This is a genomic window from Pseudomonas sp. WS 5059, from assembly GCF_012985525.1.
Classification (GTDB): Bacteria; Pseudomonadota; Gammaproteobacteria; order Pseudomonadales; family Pseudomonadaceae; genus Aquipseudomonas.
Window position 1 is genome coordinate 221911 of record NZ_JAAQWO010000006.1, and the last position, 15663, is coordinate 237573.

Sequence of the window (15663 nt, forward strand, 5' to 3'; positions counted from 1 at the left end):
TGTATTACAGGCCTGATTTCAGGCTGGCTTCCAGGTATTCGTCAATATCGCCGTCGAGTACCTTGTCGCAGTCGCTGCGTTCGATGTTAGTGCGCAGATCCTTGATCCGCGACGCATCAAGCACATACGAACGGATCTGGTGGCCCCAGCCGATATCCGACTTGGTGTCTTCCAGTGCCTGGGAAGCGGCGTTGCGCTTCTGCATTTCCTGCTCGTACAACTTGGCCCGCAGCATTTTCATGGCGGTGTCCTTGTTCGCGTGCTGGGAACGTTCGTTCTGGCAACTGACCACGGTGTTGGTCGGTACGTGGGTGATACGTACGGCCGAGTCGGTGGTGTTTACGTGCTGGCCACCGGCACCGGAGGAGCGGTAGGTGTCGATGCGCAGGTCGGCCGGGTTGATCTCGATTTCCACCTTGTCGTCGATCTCGGGGGAGACGAAAACCGCAGAGAACGAAGTGTGGCGACGGTTGCCGGAGTCGAACGGGCTCTTGCGCACCAGGCGGTGTACGCCGATCTCGGTACGCAACCAGCCAAAGGCGTATTCACCCTTGATATGCACGGTCGCGCCCTTGATACCGGCAACTTCACCGGCGGACAGTTCCATGATGGTTGCTTCGAAACCGCGTTTGTCAGCCCAGCGCAGGTACATGCGCAGCAGGATGTTGGCCCAGTCCTGGGCTTCGGTGCCGCCGGAACCGGCCTGGATATCCAGGTAGGCGTTGTTCGGGTCCATTTCGTGGCTGAACATGCGGCGGAATTCGAGTTTGGCGAGGTTGTCCTCGAGACGGGCCAGCTCGGCGACGACATCGCCCACTGCGCCTTCGTCGTTTTCTTCGACGGCCATGTCCAGCAGGTCGCGGCAGTCGCCCAGACCGGTGTTCAATTCGTCGAGGGTGTCGACGATCTGCGCCAGCGCAGCGCGCTCGCGGCCCAGTTCCTGGGCGTATTCAGGTTTGTTCCAGACAGCCGGATCTTCAAGCTCGCGATTGACTTCGGTCAGACGCTCATGCTTTTGATCGTAGTCAAAGATACCCCCGAATAGTTTCGGAGCGCTCGGACAGGTCCTTGATGGTGTTCAGGATCGGGTTGATTTCCATGGCGGGCAGCACTCGTTGGCGAACTTTTGAAAGCCGGCGAGTATAACGGCAAAAGGCTGGAAACGGCAGTCCGCTTGGCCGAAAAGGCTGGGTTTGTGTGATATCTACAGCCCGATAAAGATCAAATGTAGGAGCTGGCTTGCCTGCGATACAGACGACTAGGTGTATCAAGTAGACCGAGGAGACGCCATCGCAGGCAAGCCAGCTCCTACATTGGGTTGGCGGTGTTCGCAGGCTATTCGATCCCCACCTGGTTGCGCCCATTGTGCTTGGCCAGGTACAACCCCTTGTCCGCTGCCGAGATCAATTGCCGGCAATCGGTCCCCAGCAGTGGCGTCATGGTCGCAAGACCAATGCTGATGGTCAGGCTCGCCCCTTCAGAGGGTGCGATGTGCGGGATTTTCAGCGCGGCAACGGCCTGGCGAAGTTTCTCGGCCACCAGCCGCGCACCACCCGGCGAGGTGTTGGGCAGCACCAGGGCAAACTCTTCGCCCCCGTAGCGCGCCGGCAGGTCCGAAGGACGGCTGCTGGCGTCGCGAATGCTCGCCGCCACCTTGCGCAATGCTTCGTCCCCTTCCAGGTGGCCAAAGCTGTCGTTGTAGGTCTTGAAGAAGTCCACGTCGATCATCAGCAACGACAACTGGGTCTGGTCACGCATGGCGCGTCGCCATTCCAGCTCCAGGTATTCGTCGAAGTGCCGGCGGTTGGACAACCCGGTCAAGCCGTCGGAATTCATCAGGCGTTGCAGCACCAGGTTGGTGTCCAGCAGTTGTTGCTGGCTGACCCGCAGCGCACGGTAGGCCGCGTCCCGCTGCAGCAGGGTCATATAGGAGCGCGAGTGGTAGCGGATCCGCGCCACCAGCTCGATGTTGTCCGGCAGTTTCACCAGGTAGTCATTGGCCCCGGCGGCAAACGCGGCGCTCTTGATCAGCGGGTCTTCCTTGGTCGAAAGCACAATGATCGGGATGTTCTGGGTCGCCGGATGGTTACGGTATTCACGCACCAGGGTCAGGCCGTCCAGCCCGGGCATGACCAGGTCCTGGAGAATCACCGTCGGCTTGATGCGGATCGCCTGGGAGATGGCCTGGTGGGGGTCGGCACAGAAGTGGAAGTCGATATTGTCCTCATGGGCCAGACCGCGCCGCACGGCTTCGCCGATCATCGCCTGGTCGTCCACCAGCAACACCATGGCGGCGTTTTCGTCGGTCTTGAAGTCGTCGAGCTGTAAATCATTCATTTGCGGTCACCTGAATTACTACGTGCAGGCCAGGACAGCGAGTTATATCGGTCATTTTGCGAATACCTCCAGCAATCGTGGCGCAATTCTGTCCAATGGGCGAATCTCAACAGCGGCATCAATCGCCGCTGCCGCTTTGGGCATGCCGTAAACCGCACAGCTCTGCTGATCCTGAGCGATGGTCAGATAGCCCTGCTGACGCATCAATTTGAGTCCCTGGGCTCCGTCGCGTCCCATGCCGGTCAGCAAGACGCCGACGGCATCGCCGTTCCAATGGCTGGCGACGCTCTCGAAAAACACGTCGATGGACGGCCGATAAATCTCGTTCACGGGCTCCGCCGTGTAGGCCAGCGTGCCGTTTTTCAGCAGCCGGATATGATGATTGGTGCCGGCCAGCAACACCACGCCGCTTTGCGGCGGCTCCCCTTCACGCGCCAGGCGCACCGGCAGGCCCGAGGCGCTGCTCAGCCACTCGGCCATGCCGGCGGCGAACACCTGGTCCACATGCTGCACCAGCACAATGGCTGCGGCAAAGTCCCGAGGCAAGCCCTTGAGCAGGGTTTCCAGCGCCGCCGGGCCACCGGCCGAAGAGCCGATCGCCACCAAGCTCTGGCGCTTGCCCGTCCCTCGCGGATGCACAGGTTCGGCGCGCACCCGGCTGCCGCGCTGGCCGATCAGCCAGCCGATATTGAGGATCTTGCGCAACAGGGGCGCGGCCGCCTCCTTGGCATCGCCAACCCCCAGGGCCGGGGTGTCCACCACGTCCAGGGCGCCATGGCCCATGGCTTCGAACACGCGGCTGACATTCTGCTGGCGATCCACGGTGACGATAACGATAGCGCATGGCGTCTCGGCCATGATCTGCCGGGTCGCCTCGACGCCATCCATCACCGGCATGATCAAGTCCATCAGGATCAGGTCCGGCGTCAGCTCGGCGCAGCGCTGCACCGCTTCCAGGCCATTGGTGGCCACCCACACCACTTCGTGGGCCGGCTCGAAGCTCAAGGCCCGGCGCAAGGCCTCGACCGCCAGGGGCATGTCATTGACGATGGCGATCTTCATGCCCGGGCGCCTCCAATCAGTTCTACCACTGCATCGAGCAGGGCATCGTCATGGAAACTGGCCTTGGCCAGGTAATAGTCGGCGCCGGCATCCAGGCCGCGACGCCGGTCTTCTTCGCGATCCTTGTAGGACACCACCATCACCGGCAGCGACTGCAGGCGAGTGTCTCGGCGCAAAAGTGTGACCAATTCAATACCGTCCATGCGAGGCATATCAATGTCAGTGATCAGCAGGTCGAAGTCTTCGGAACGCAGAGCATTCCAGCCATCCATGCCATCGACGGCGACCGCCACGTCATATCCACGATTAAGTAATAGCTTGCGCTGCAGTTCGCGCACGGTCAGTGAGTCATCCACCACCAGAATGCGCTTGCGTGCAGCCTCCACGGTTTGCTGCGCGCGGCGGGCAATGCGCTCCAGGCGACCGGTATTGAGCAGCTTGTCCACCGAACGCAGCATGTCCTCGACATCGACGATCAGCACCACCGAGCCGTCGTCCAGCAGCGCGCCGGCAGAAATATCCTGCACCTTGCCCAGGCGATCATCCAGCGGCAACACCACCAGGGTGCGTTCGCCGATAAAGCGCTCCACGGCAATCCCGTACACCGCATCGCGCTCGCGGATCACCACGACCTTGAGGGTGTCCTGGTTGGCCTGCCCGGGCGGGCGCTGTAATAGCTGGCTGGCCGCGACCAGGCCGACATGCCGGCCTTCGTGCCAGAAATGCTGGCGGCCTTCCAACTGCACGATTTCGTCAGGTTCCAGGTCGCACATGCGTTCGATGTGGGCCAGGGGAAAGGCGTAGGCTTCTTCGCCAACTTCCACCACCAGGCTGCGCACCACCGACAAGGTCAGCGGCACCTCCAGATGGAAGCGGCTGCCCTGCCCCGCCGTCTGTTCCAGCACCACCGCACCACGCAGTTGGCGGACCATGTGCTGCACCGCATCCAGGCCGACGCCGCGCCCGGAGACTTCAGTCACCTTGTCGCGCAGGCTGAAGCCCGGCAGGAACAGGAAGGTCAGCAATTCCTCTTCGCTCAGGCGCAAGGCGGTTTCCAGCGGCGACAGATTGCGCTCGACAATACTGCCGCGCAGGCGCTCCAGATCGACGCCGTTGCCGTCATCGCTCAACTCCAGCACCAGCAGGCCAGCCTGGTGCGAAGCGCGCAGGCGGATCAGGCCCTCGGCCGGCTTGCCCGCCAGCAGGCGCTGCTCGGGCATTTCGATGCCGTGATCGACGGCATTGCGCAACAAATGGGTCAGCGGCGCCTCGAGTTTTTCCAGCACATCGCGGTCGACCTGGGTCTTCTCGCCTTCGATTTCCAGGCGTACCTGTTTGCCCAGGCTGCGGCCCAGGTCACGCACCATGCGCGCCTGCCCCGCCAGCACATCGGCAAACGGGCGCATGCGGCACGCCAGCGCCGTGTCATATAGCACCTGGGCACGTTGCCCGGCCTGCCAGCCGAACTCATCGAGCTCGGCGGTCTTTTCCGCCAGCAGCAACTGCGCTTCGCTCAACAGGCGGCGGGCATCGGCCAGGGCTTCCTGGGCTTCGAGGTTCAGGTCGACCGTCTTGAGCTGGCCGTCGAGGTTGTCCAGGGCTCGGGCGCCGTTGCTCTGGATGCGCTTGAGGCGTTGCAGGCTGGACAGGTACGGCTTGAGCCGCTGGGTTTCCACCAGGGATTTGCTGGACAGGTCCAACAGGCTGTTCAAGCGCTCGGCCGTGACCCGCAACACGCGCTCGCCGCCTTCGGTCATGCGTTTGTTCTGGCGCGGCGTATCACTGCTGACGGGCGGCGCGGCCTCCGGTTCCGGGGGCAATAGCAGCGACTCTTCAAGGGGCGGCAACGGCTGCGCAGGCGGCGCAGTCACAGGCGGCGGTGCAACCACTTTGGCCGTGGGTTGCGACGGATCCAGCAAGCGCTCCATCAGCGCCACATACGCCTGGATATCGGCCGGGCCCACGCTGTTGCCCGGTGTGGCGATGCGCATCAGCAGGTCGGTGCCCTGCAACAACGCGTCGATATGTTCGGGTTGCAGGTACAACCGGCTTTCCTGGGCGCTGACCAGGCAGTCTTCCATCACGTGGGCCACGCTGACGCCAGCGTCGACCCCGACAATCCGCGCCGCGCCCTTGAGCGAATGCGCCGCGCGCATGCAGGCTTCGAGCTGGTCGGCCTGGGTCGGGTTGCGCTCCAGGGCCAGCAAGCCGGCACTCAGGACCTGGGTCTGGGCATCGGCTTCCAGGCTGAACAGTTCCAGCAGCGAGGCGTCGCGCATCTGGTCGGGGGTCATGACAGGCTCCGGGTCACGGCAGACAGCAATTGCGCCTCGTCCAGCCAGCGCAGGCTGCGGCCCTTGAACTGCAACACACCCTGGGTGTAGCGCGCACTGGCCTGGGTGCCGGACGCAGACGCCGCTTTGAGGGTGCGCTCATCGATGGCATGGATGCCATCCACTTCATCCACCGGCACCACCACCGGGCCGTCCTGCGCGGCGATGATCAACATGCGCGGCATGATCCGCCCGCCGCTGGGGCCGCCGCCCGTGCTGTCGAGCCCGAGCAGTTCCACCAGGGACAGGCAGGCCACCAGCGCGCCGCGCACATTGGCGACCCCGAGCAGCGCCCGCGAGCGCTGGTGGGGCAAGGAATGGATCGGCTGCAGCGGCGCCACTTCCACCAGGCAACGGGTGGCGATGCCCAGCCACTCCTCGCCCAGGCGGAACATCAGCAACGACCGGGTGGCCACCTCATCGTCCGCCTGCGCGGCGGCGGCATGCCGATGGTCTTCCTGCTGCAAGGCATAACGATCCAGCAGGCGGGTGGCGGCAGCGGAATACACTGCACAGTTGCGGCAGTGGATGTGCTCGGCCAGCAACGGGCAGGATTTATCGCCGTGGATCCCGATGCGGTTCCAGCAATCGTCGATGGCCTGGGTATCGGCCACCGTCAGGTCCAGGTCGGTGTCCGGGAGTGCGGAGCTACTCATCGTTTAGGCTCACTGTCGGCGGCTCGCTCGCTACGGGCAGCACGGGCTTGCAAGCGCCGCGCCCCCGCCGTATCGCCCTGGGATTCCAGCAGCGCGGCCAGGTGCATCAAGGCCTGCGGATGCTGGGGCTCCAGGTACAAGGCTTTTCGATAATACCCCTGGGCTTCCAGGGCGCTACCCGCTACATCGCTAAGCAGGCCCAGCCAATAGAACACCTGGGCCGCCGGTGGATGGTTTTGCAGGTAGCGCTCGCAGGCCGCACGGGCCTCAAGGCTTTTGCCTTCATTGGCCAGGGTTGCGATCTGCCCGAGCAGCTGCGCCGCATCCGAGTGCACGGGTGCCGGCTTGGTCGGCAGCACCGGCGTGGCGAATGCCCTGAATGGCCGGGGTTTACTCGCAATCGGCGCGGCGCTGCGCTGGGGCACCGGAGGCGGTGTCGGGGTGAAGACCGGTTCGGGTGTGGTTTGGGCATGACGACTGAAGGCAAACGACTGCGGCACCCCAATCGAACGCATGCCCAGGCGCCCCAGCAGGCTGCCTTCGGCCGGGCCGATAAACAGCACACCGTCGACATGGGTCAGGCCCTTGAGCACTTCAAACACCTGCTTCTGGGTCGGCTGGTCGAAATAGATCAACAGGTTGCGGCAAAACACAAAGTCATAGGTCGGCTCGTTGGCCAGCAACTGCGGATCCAGCAGGTTGCCCACTTGCAGGCGCACCTGTTCACGCACCCGATCAGCGACGCGGTAGCCGTCATCTTCGGCGCTGAAATGCCGCTCACGAAACTCGATGTCCTGGCCACGAAAGGAATTCTTGCCATACACCCCACGCCGCGCCCGTTCCACCGACAGCGGGCTGACGTCCATGCCCTGCACCTTGAACTGGTGGGGCGAAAGGCCCGCATCGAGCAGGGCCATGGCGATGGAATAGGGTTCCTCGCCAGTGGAGCACGGCAGGCTGAGGATACGCAGGGCGCGCATGTGCTTGATCTCGCCCAGTCGCGTGACGGCCAGCCGCGCCAGGGTGGCGAAGGATTCGGGGTAACGGAAAAACCAGGTCTCGGGGACGATGACCGCTTCGATCAACGCCTGTTGTTCCTCGCTGCTGGTTTGCAGGCGCTGCCAGTATTGATCGGCGCTCAGCCCCTGCAATGCCTGGCTGCGCTGGCGCACGGCGCGCTCGATAATCGCTTCGCCCACCGAGGCGACATCCAGGCCGATACGCTCCTTGAGGAAGTCGAAAAAGCGTTGGTCACTGCTCATCCCGCCTCCCCAACAGTCAGGTCGGGGGCAAACAGCAAGGCGCGGACCTCGGCGGTGAGCAGGTCGGCGACGCCAATCCACTGTGTCAGGCCCCGTTCGTCTTCGCGCACCGGGCCCAGGTACGGCGCCTGGCGATTGTCCAGGCCGTAGGGTTGGAAATCCGCCGGATCGCAGCGCAGGGTGTCAGTCGCCTGTTCGAGGATCAGCCCCAGCCAGCGCGGCTCCAGCCACGCCTCTGGGCGATAGTTGACCAGTACCAGCCGCGTGCTGGTACGGGCTTGGGCCGGTGTACCAAAGGTCAGGGCACTGAGATCGATCACCGGCACCATGTTGGCGCGATGGGCGAAAATCCCGGCGACCCACACCGGCGCATGGGCGATGGGCTTGAGCGGCAGGCGCGGCAACACCTCGGCCACTTCCGTGGCCTTGAGGGCGTAGCGCTCGCTGCCGATATGAAATACCAGGAACAAGGCTTTTCTGGCTGCCGTTACCGCGCCGCGTTTAGCCGCTGGATCACTCATCAGACTTTAAAACGCGACACGCCGCTGCGCAGACCCACCGCAACCTGGCTCAATTCATCAATGGCAAAGCTGGCCTGGCGCAGGGACTCCACGGTCTGGCTGCTGGCATCGCCCAACTGCACCAAGGCATGGTTGATCTGCTCGGCACCGGTGGCCTGGGCCTGCATGCCCTCGTTGACCATCAGCACGCGCGGCGCCAGGGCCTGCACCTGATGGATGATCTGCGACAGTTGCTCGCCCACTTGCTGCACTTCGAACATGCCGCGCCGGACCTCTTCGGAGAACTTGTCCATGCCCATCACACCGGCCGATACCGCCGATTGGATCTCGCGCACCATCTGCTCGATATCGTAGGTGGCCACGGCAGTCTGGTCGGCCAGGCGCCGCACTTCAGTAGCGACCACGGCAAAGCCGCGCCCGTATTCACCGGCCTTCTCGGCCTCGATGGCGGCGTTGAGGGACAGCAGGTTGGTCTGGTCGGCCACCTTGACAATGGTCACCACCACTTGGTTGATGTTGCCGGCCTTCTCGTTGAGGATCGCCAGCTTGGCGTTGACCAGGTCCGCGGCGCCCATCACCGAGTGCATGGTTTCTTCCATGCGGGCCAGGCCCTGCTGGCCGGAACCGGCGGCCACCGAAGCCTGGTCGGCGGCGGTGGACACTTCGGTCATGGTGCGCACCAGGTCCTTGGACGTGGCGGCAATTTCCCGCGAGGTCGCACCGATTTCGGTGGTGGTGGCGGCCGTTTCGGTGGCTGTGGCCTGTTGCTGCTTGGAGGTGGCGGCAATCTCGGTCACCGAGGTGGTGACCTGCACCGACGAACGCTGGGCCTGGGAGACCAGGGCGGTCAGCTCGGTCATCATGTCGTTGAAGCCGGTCTCGACGGCGCCGAACTCGTCCTTGCGCTCCAGGTTCAGGCGCTTGCTCAGATCACCGGTGCGCATGGTTTCGAGGATGTCGACGATGCGTTTCATCGGCGCCATGATCGCGCGCATCAGCAGCAGCCCGCACAGGCCGGCGGCAAGGATCGCGAGGAGCAGCGACACGCCCATACTGATTTTCGCGGCAGCTACGGCGTCATCGATGGCCGCAGTGGCTTTATCGGCCACCTGCTTGTTCTCGTTGATGATGTCATTGAGCTTCATGCGCCCTGCGGTCCAGGCCGGGGTCAGTTGCTCGTCGAACATTTTGACTGCCTCGGCTTCCTTGTTGGCCTGGTGCAGTTCCAGGACCTGGGCCAGCACCTGGTTGTACTTCTGGTGCAGGGCTTCGAAGGTGTCGAACTCGGTACGATCCTGGTCGATATTGATCGTATTGGCGTAACTGGCCATATGCTGCTCGAGGCGTGCCTCGAACGACTTGTAATCCTGGCGATCAGCGTCGGAAATGCCCTGGTGCTCACGCAGCCCGATCAGTTCCTGGGTCTGCAGGTAGCTGTCGACCCAGGCGCTGCGGATCATCGAGCTGAAAAACACCCCCGGTACGGCGTCGTCGCGTACCGAGTTTTCGCTCGTTTCGATCTTCAGCAACCGTGAGTACGAGACCACAACCATCAGCAGCATGATGGCGATAATGACCGCAAAGCTCGCCAATATGCGTTGGCGCAAGGTCCAGTTCTTCACAGTATTTCCTCGAGGGCCGATCAAATGCCGGGGAGTATAGCTGAGGCCGTGCCATCATTTATCAATGGGTTGTGGGCCAAGTCTCAAGGAATACAAAAACACCCCGCAACCTGGATGGCGGCGGGGTGTTTTTCTGTACCGGCCGGGTCAGAGCGTGGCTTGGCGCACCTGTTTTTCCAGCTCGGTCTTCAGGCCTGGCTCCAGCTTGAGCTGGCGGGCCAGTTCGTCGAGGTAGGACTTCTCCATGAAGTTTTCCTCGTCCACCAGCATGACGCTGGCGATGTACATTTCGGCGGCCATTTCCGGGGTGCTGGCGGCGCGCGCTACATCGCTGGGGTCCAGGGGTTTGTTGAGCTCGGCATGCAGCCAGTGTTGCAGCTCCTGGTCGTTGTCCAGCTTGACGAACTCGCCTTCGATCAAGGCGCGCTCGCGCTCATCGACATGGCCATCGGCCTTGGCGGCGGCTACCAACGCCTTGAGAATGGCCTGGCTATGCAGTTCGACCTGGGCCGGTGGCAGGCGGTCGAGGGTCTGCGGCTCGCCTTTGGGCGCGCCGGCCTGTTGTGCCTGCCAGTTGCCGTATGCCTTGTAGGCGATCACGCCGAGTGCTGCGAGGCCGCCATAAGTGAGGGCTTTACCGCCAAAGTTGCGGGCTTTTTTGTTGCCCAGCAGCAGGCCCATGGCCCCGGCCGCCAACGCCCCACCACCTGCGCCGCCCAGCAGGCTGCCGAGCCCGCCACCGCCGAGCAGGCCGCCCAGGGCGCCTTTGTCATCACCTTTACGTTGACCGCCAGCCTTGTTTTGCAACATGTCCTGGCCGGACTTGAGCAATTGATCAAGCAATCCACGGGTATTCATTCATAGCCTCCAGAGACTTGGGTTCATAGGTTTAATAGGCCGTCAGCGTAAAACTAAGTGCCAATATTCCTGGATATAGAGTGCTTCCAGATGTAACTCAACTGCGATGGTTTTGGGTCGGTGTGTATATCCATTGCTGCGGTCTGGGCCGCTATTGGTTCCGCTCTTACAGCGGGTCACTTTTGGAAAAGAGCCCCAAAAGTAACCAAAAGGGCACCTGCCCCACCACTCGGCACCTCGCCCAGGCTCGGTGTGCCCGTCATCCGACATTGATTTGGGGGGCCGCCTCAGATCTAAAGCAAAGCGAGGCGGCCTGACAGCCGACCTGGTTATCGAAGCGTGCGCGTACCCCTGTAGGAGCGGGCTTGCCCGCGATGACGGCAGGTCTGCCAACAGATTCATCGACTGATACACCGCCATCGCGGGCAAGCCCGCTCCTACAGGGGAATGCAGCTTCGCGCTCTATCTCTGCTGTTGCTGTTGCTCTGTTTTTGATCTGGCTTTTGATCTCAGGCGCCCCGTTAAACCACGATGGCCGCAGGCAGGTATTGCGCAGTGGGCACCCCGGCATGGATGCCGGGGTAGACGCGACACGGCCATGGATGGCCGATCGCGGCGGGCCCACGGAGCAATGCCTGACTGCGGGCATGCCGAGCCTAGGCGAGGCACCGAGTGGTGGGGCAAAAGCGCTTTGGTTACTTTCGCGCTCTTCGAAAGTGACCCGCCGTAAGGGCGGAACCAATAGCGGCCCTGACCGCAGCAATGGATATACACACCGACCCAAAGCCATCCCCAGCAACCTCCCCTGCTGACACGTCTTGTTTCATATGCAACGCCATCATCCCGCTATCAATCAATTTTCCTTCCCTACCGAACCCCTTAAGCTATCTGGCATCTGTTTAATGTCCGTTGCGTTTGGCCGAAGGCATGTCCGAACCGTTATTTCTGATCCAGCACGCGCCAGGAACGGCACGGGATTGCTCACCACAGGTTGTATTTATGCACCGCAGGAATTTGCTCAAAGCGTCTATGGCCATCGCGGCCTACACCGGGCTGTCGGCCAGTGGCCTGCTGGCCGCCCAGGCCTGGGCCGGGAATCGTGCAGCCGATGGCGACGCCAAGGCGTTCGACTTCGACTGGCTCAAGCTGCAAGCCAAGCAACTGGCCGGCAAACAGTATCAGGACACCCGCCAGGTGCTGCCGCCGACCCTGGCGACCATGACCCCGCAGAATTTCAATGCCATCGGCTACGACGGCAATCATTCGCTGTGGAAAGATCTCAAAGGCCAGTTGGACGTGCAGTTTTTCCACGTCGGCATGGGCTTCAAGACCCCGGTGCGCATGCACAGTGTCGACCCCAAGACCCGCCAGGCGCGGGAGGTGCATTTCCGTCCGTCGCTGTTCAACTATGAAAAAACCACGGTCGATACCAAGCAGCTCAAGGGCGACCTGGGTTTTTCCGGCTTCAAGCTGTTCAAGGCCCCGGAACTGGACCGCCACGACGTGGTGTCTTTCCTCGGCGCCAGCTATTTCCGCGCGGTGGATAACACAGGCCAGTACGGCCTTTCGGCACGTGGCCTGGCCATCGACACCTACGCCGACAAACGCGAAGAATTCCCCGATTTCACCCAGTTCTGGTTCGAGACGCCGGACAAGGACAGCACCCGTTTCGTGGTCTACGCCCTGCTCGACTCGCCGAGCGCCACCGGTGCCTATCGCTTCGATATCGACTGCCAGGCCACCCAGGTGGTGATGGCCATCGACGCCCATATCAACGCGCGCACCGCGATCCAGCAGATGGGCATCGCACCGATGACCAGCATGTTCAGTTGCGGCACCCATGAGCGGCGCATGTGCGACACCATCCACCCGCAGATCCACGACTCCGATCGCCTGGCGATGTGGCGCGGCAACGGCGAGTGGATCTGCCGCCCGCTGAACAACCCGGCCACCCTGCAATTCAATGCCTTCGCCGATAAAGACCCGAAAGGTTTCGGCCTGGTGCAGACCGACCATGAGTTCGCCAGTTACCAGGACACCGTCGACTGGTACAGCAAGCGCCCAAGCCTGTGGGTGGAACCGACCACCGCGTGGGGCGAAGGCTCTGTCGACCTGTTGGAGATTCCTACCACCGGCGAGACCATGGACAACATCGTCGCCTTCTGGACCCCGAAAAAACCGGTGGCCGCCGGCGACTCCCTGAACTTTGGCTACAAGCTCTATTGGAGCGCCCTGCCCCCGGTCAGCACGCCGCTGGCGCAAGTCAACGCGACCCGTTCCGGCATGGGCGGCTTCACCGAAGGCTGGGCACCGGGTGAGCATTACCCACCGGTCTGGGCTCGTCGTTTTGCCGTGGACTTCAAGGGCGGCGGCCTCGACCGCCTGCCCGCTGGCACCGGGATCGAGCCGGTGGTCACCTGCTCCCATGGCGAAGTAAAAGACTTCAGCGTGCTGGTGCTGGATGACATCAAGGGCTACCGCATCCTCTTCGACTGGTACCCGACCAGCGACAGCGTGGAGCCGGTGGAGATGCGCCTGTTCATTCGCACCAATGACCGTACCTTGAGTGAAACCTGGTTGTACCAGTACTTCCCACCCGCACCGGACAAGCGCAAGTACAGCTGATGCCAGGCGTTCCCACGCTCATGGCGTGGGAACGCCCCTGCCGGTTCAAAAGCGCGAAATACTCTTCATCGCGCCAATCAGATAACGCATCGCAACCTGATCGCTTTCCGTCAAGGCCCGGTACTGCTCCAGCAGTTGCGTCTCGTCCGAGCTCAGCCGGCGGCCATGCAATGACAGCTTGCGCCTGAAAAAAAGCGTCAGAACCCCTGCTACACCAATGCACTTGGTCATGGAATGTTTCTCCGTGTAGTAAACAACAACTCCTGATGCCCATAACCCTGCCCGCGAAGTGCAATGCCTCAGCGAGCAAACAGACTGACTTCCTGGGCCAGAAGCCGCCTTACTTCAAGCGTAGAAACTATCCTGGCGCGTGTGAGATTTTTTTAGAGTATTCACTTAAATAATTGCCTTGAGGCAAAAGACCTTCAGAAAATCCTCACGCACCGACGGCCGTGTACGCGCCTGATGCCGGCCAGATCAGGGCAGCGGGCGATACAAGTGGATGTCAGTGGGTTCCCGGTGGTACAGCTCGCTGTCGGGCTGCTTGAGCAAACGACAGCCGTGATGCAGATAAAAATCCACGGTGTTGCGCGACTCGGTGGCCGAGATATACAGCGCCTGCGCACCCAGCGTTACCCCGTGCGCGCAGGCCAGCGCCAGCAGCCGCCCGCCCAGCCCATGCCCTCGGCCACTGTGGCTGACATGCAGGAACTTGAGCTGATGCATACGCAGGCCCTGGTTATGGATCACCCGGTTATCCACCACCGCTGCCGCCAGCAGCGTCGGGCCAGCAAACACCCCATGCAACCACCCCCCGCGCAGCCAGCAGGCATGCAGTTCCAGGGCATCCTGCTCGGCTTCGCCTTCGGGCCAGCCGCGCATGTCGTGGTGAGCGGCATAGAGCACCAACTCGCCGTGTTCCAGGCGATAGCACTCATCAATCTGCTCAGTACGGTCAATCAACGCCAGCAGGGGAATGTCGCTTTCATTCAAATCACGTTCCACCAGCATCTTGGCCTCCAGCGTCCAGGACGCTCAGGATCGCTACTCCCCCGGCGACAGGCAAGAAAAAACCCACCGTGATCAGCGGTGGGTCTGGGTGACGAATGTAAAAAATCAGTCGCGCAAGTCAGACTCATGGATCGGCTGGTCGCGGTGGGTAGCCCGCTGGTATTGCGCCGGCCAGATCGCCTTACGCCCGCCCAGGTCGTCATCGGCGTGCAATGGCCAGTACGGGTCACGCAGCAGTTCGCGGGCAAGGAAGATGATGTCGGCCTGGCAGGTGCGCAGAATATGCTCGGCCTGGGCCGGCTCGGTAATCATGCCAACCGTGCCCGTGGCCATGCCGGACTCCTTGCGCACACGCTCGGCAAAGCGCGTTTGATAACCCGGCCCGATGGGGATTTCGGCATTGGCGGCGGTGCCACCGGAGGACACGTCGATCAGGTCCACACCCAGGTCTTTGAGGCGGCGTGCCAGTTCCACGGTTTCGTCGGGGTTCCAGCCGTCTTCCACCCAGTCGGTGGCCGAGACGCGTACAAACAGCGGCAGCTCTTGCGGCCACACATCGCGCACTGCCTGGGTGACTTGCAACACCAGACGGATGCGGTTTTCAAAGGATCCGCCGTATTGATCCTGACGCTGATTGCTCAAGGGCGAGAGAAATTGATGCAGCAAATAACCATGGGCGGCATGGATTTCTACCACTTGGAATCCGGCAGCCAGGGCACGCTTGGCAGCGGCCACGAAGTCGGCGATCACTTGCTGGATTTGCCCTTCGTCCAACTGCCGGGGCGCGGTGTGCTGCGGGTCGAAGGCGATGGGCGACGGACCTACCGGCACCCAGCCACCGTCTGCGGGCTTGACGCTGCCGTGCTTGCCGATCCATGGCCGATGGGTACTGGCCTTGCGCCCGGCGTGGGCCAGTTGGATCCCCGCCACCGCGCCCTGGGCGCGGATAAAGCGGGTGATACGCTGCAGCGGCTCAATCTGGGCATCGTTCCACAGGCCCAGGTCCTGGGCGGTGATGCGGCCATCGGCAGTGACGGCGGTGGCTTCGCTGAAAATCAGCCCGGCGCCGCCAACGGCACGGCTGCCCAAGTGCACCAGGTGCCAGTCATTGGCCAGACCATCAACGGCGGAGTACTGGCACATCGGCGACACAGCAATGCGGTTGAGCAGGGTCAATTGGCGCAGGGTATAGGGTTCAAGCAACAGACTCATGGGGCACCTCTTCTCGTATCCGGTGGGCATTGGCTCCAGGGTTCTGTCTGACCGGTGCGGGTGACGAAAAGATGAAAGGCCCGTCCCCTTCGGGCTAAAAAACAGACAAGATCACAAGACCAATCACACAGTGCTTAGAGACTAGTCGACAACCGGGGATTGCA

The 15663-nt window shown here is 62.4% G+C and carries 13 protein-coding genes; 1 reads left to right on the forward strand and 12 read right to left on the reverse strand.

Annotation, left to right across the window (positions count from 1 at the left end; translation table 11 throughout):
* Window positions 1-4: 4 nt before the first annotated feature.
* The 9 genes from prfB to HBO12_RS19115 form a co-directional block, all read right to left on the reverse strand.
* Window positions 5-1100, reverse strand: a protein-coding gene (gene prfB / locus HBO12_RS19075; RefSeq protein WP_104911704.1) for a peptide chain release factor 2 whose coding sequence is annotated in 2 segments (ribosomal slippage) — window positions 5-1027 and window positions 1029-1100 — 1095 coding nt in all. Because the reading frame shifts where the segments join, the coding sequence is not laid out codon by codon here.
* A 235-nt stretch (window positions 1101-1335) separates the two neighbouring features.
* Window positions 1336-2337 (reverse strand): diguanylate cyclase, encoded by a 1002-nt coding sequence (locus tag HBO12_RS19080; protein ID WP_169865341.1) that lies wholly within the window; start codon window positions 2335-2337, stop codon window positions 1336-1338.
* Between the two features lie 51 nt (window positions 2338-2388).
* Window positions 2389-3399, reverse strand: a complete 1011-nt coding sequence (cheB, locus tag HBO12_RS19085; RefSeq protein WP_169955701.1) for a chemotaxis response regulator protein-glutamate methylesterase — start codon at window positions 3397-3399, stop codon at window positions 2389-2391.
* Window positions 3396-5693: a hybrid sensor histidine kinase/response regulator gene (locus HBO12_RS19090; RefSeq protein ID WP_170042945.1), complete on the reverse strand. Its 2298-nt coding sequence runs from the start codon at window positions 5691-5693 to the stop codon at window positions 3396-3398. Before HBO12_RS19090 ends, cheB begins: the two co-directional genes overlap by 4 nt.
* The gene (locus tag HBO12_RS19095; RefSeq protein WP_170042946.1) at window positions 5690-6388 is read right to left on the reverse strand and encodes a chemotaxis protein CheW; all 699 of its coding nucleotides are present in this window, start codon (window positions 6386-6388) and stop codon (window positions 5690-5692) included. Before HBO12_RS19095 ends, HBO12_RS19090 begins: the two co-directional genes overlap by 4 nt.
* On the reverse strand, window positions 6385-7650 hold the full coding sequence (locus HBO12_RS19100) for a CheR family methyltransferase (protein WP_170042947.1): 1266 nt from the start codon (window positions 7648-7650) through the stop codon (window positions 6385-6387). The genes HBO12_RS19095 and HBO12_RS19100 overlap by 4 nt, the downstream gene beginning before the upstream one ends.
* Window positions 7647-8171, reverse strand: coding sequence for a chemotaxis protein CheW (locus HBO12_RS19105; RefSeq protein WP_170042948.1), 525 nt, complete (start codon window positions 8169-8171; stop codon window positions 7647-7649). Before HBO12_RS19105 ends, HBO12_RS19100 begins: the two co-directional genes overlap by 4 nt.
* A complete protein-coding gene (locus tag HBO12_RS19110; protein ID WP_169955696.1) occupies window positions 8171-9793 on the reverse strand; it encodes a methyl-accepting chemotaxis protein in 1623 nt (540 codons plus the stop codon). The genes HBO12_RS19105 and HBO12_RS19110 overlap by 1 nt, the downstream gene beginning before the upstream one ends.
* Window positions 9794-9940: 147 nt before the next feature.
* Entirely contained in the window at window positions 9941-10651 is a 711-nt protein-coding gene (locus tag HBO12_RS19115; protein ID WP_169955695.1) for a tellurite resistance TerB family protein, read from the reverse strand.
* Window positions 10652-11650: 999 nt separating this feature from the next.
* Here HBO12_RS19115 and HBO12_RS19120 point away from each other — a divergent pair.
* Window positions 11651-13276: a glucan biosynthesis protein D gene (locus HBO12_RS19120; RefSeq protein ID WP_169955694.1), complete on the forward strand. Its 1626-nt coding sequence runs from the start codon at window positions 11651-11653 to the stop codon at window positions 13274-13276.
* A gap of 45 nt (window positions 13277-13321) precedes the next feature.
* Here HBO12_RS19120 and HBO12_RS19125 read toward each other — a convergent pair whose 3' ends face one another.
* From HBO12_RS19125 to HBO12_RS19135, 3 genes are all read right to left on the reverse strand, one after another.
* Window positions 13322-13507, reverse strand: a complete 186-nt coding sequence (locus tag HBO12_RS19125) for a hypothetical protein (protein WP_169955693.1) — start codon at window positions 13505-13507, stop codon at window positions 13322-13324.
* 246 nt (window positions 13508-13753) lie between these two features.
* On the reverse strand, window positions 13754-14287 hold the full coding sequence (locus HBO12_RS19130) for a GNAT family N-acetyltransferase (RefSeq protein ID WP_169955692.1): 534 nt from the start codon (window positions 14285-14287) through the stop codon (window positions 13754-13756).
* Between the two features lie 105 nt (window positions 14288-14392).
* Window positions 14393-15499 (reverse strand): NADH:flavin oxidoreductase/NADH oxidase, encoded by a 1107-nt coding sequence (locus HBO12_RS19135; RefSeq protein WP_170042949.1) that lies wholly within the window; start codon window positions 15497-15499, stop codon window positions 14393-14395.
* Window positions 15500-15663 lie beyond the last annotated feature (164 nt).

Bases quoted from the DNA above. Each gene is read 5' to 3' on its own strand.
- HBO12_RS19080 (WP_169865341.1), bottom strand. From the start codon at position 2,337: ATGAATGATTTACAGCTCGACGACTTCAAGACCGACGAAAACGCCGCC.
- HBO12_RS19095 (WP_170042946.1), bottom strand. From the start codon at position 6,388: ATGAGTAGCTCCGCACTCCCGGACACCGACCTGGACCTGACGGTGGCC.
- HBO12_RS19115 (WP_169955695.1), bottom strand. From the start codon at position 10,651: ATGAATACCCGTGGATTGCTTGATCAATTGCTCAAGTCCGGCCAGGAC.
- HBO12_RS19100 (WP_170042947.1), bottom strand. From the start codon at position 7,650: ATGAGCAGTGACCAACGCTTTTTCGACTTCCTCAAGGAGCGTATCGGC.
- HBO12_RS19090 (WP_170042945.1), bottom strand. From the start codon at position 5,693: ATGACCCCCGACCAGATGCGCGACGCCTCGCTGCTGGAACTGTTCAGC.
- HBO12_RS19125 (WP_169955693.1), bottom strand. From the start codon at position 13,507: ATGACCAAGTGCATTGGTGTAGCAGGGGTTCTGACGCTTTTTTTCAGG.
- HBO12_RS19130 (WP_169955692.1), bottom strand. From the start codon at position 14,287: ATGCTGGTGGAACGTGATTTGAATGAAAGCGACATTCCCCTGCTGGCG.
- HBO12_RS19135 (WP_170042949.1), bottom strand. From the start codon at position 15,499: ATGAGTCTGTTGCTTGAACCCTATACCCTGCGCCAATTGACCCTGCTC.
- cheB (WP_169955701.1), bottom strand. From the start codon at position 3,399: ATGAAGATCGCCATCGTCAATGACATGCCCCTGGCGGTCGAGGCCTTG.
- HBO12_RS19105 (WP_170042948.1), bottom strand. From the start codon at position 8,171: ATGAGTGATCCAGCGGCTAAACGCGGCGCGGTAACGGCAGCCAGAAAA.
- HBO12_RS19120 (WP_169955694.1), top strand. From the start codon at position 11,651: ATGCACCGCAGGAATTTGCTCAAAGCGTCTATGGCCATCGCGGCCTAC.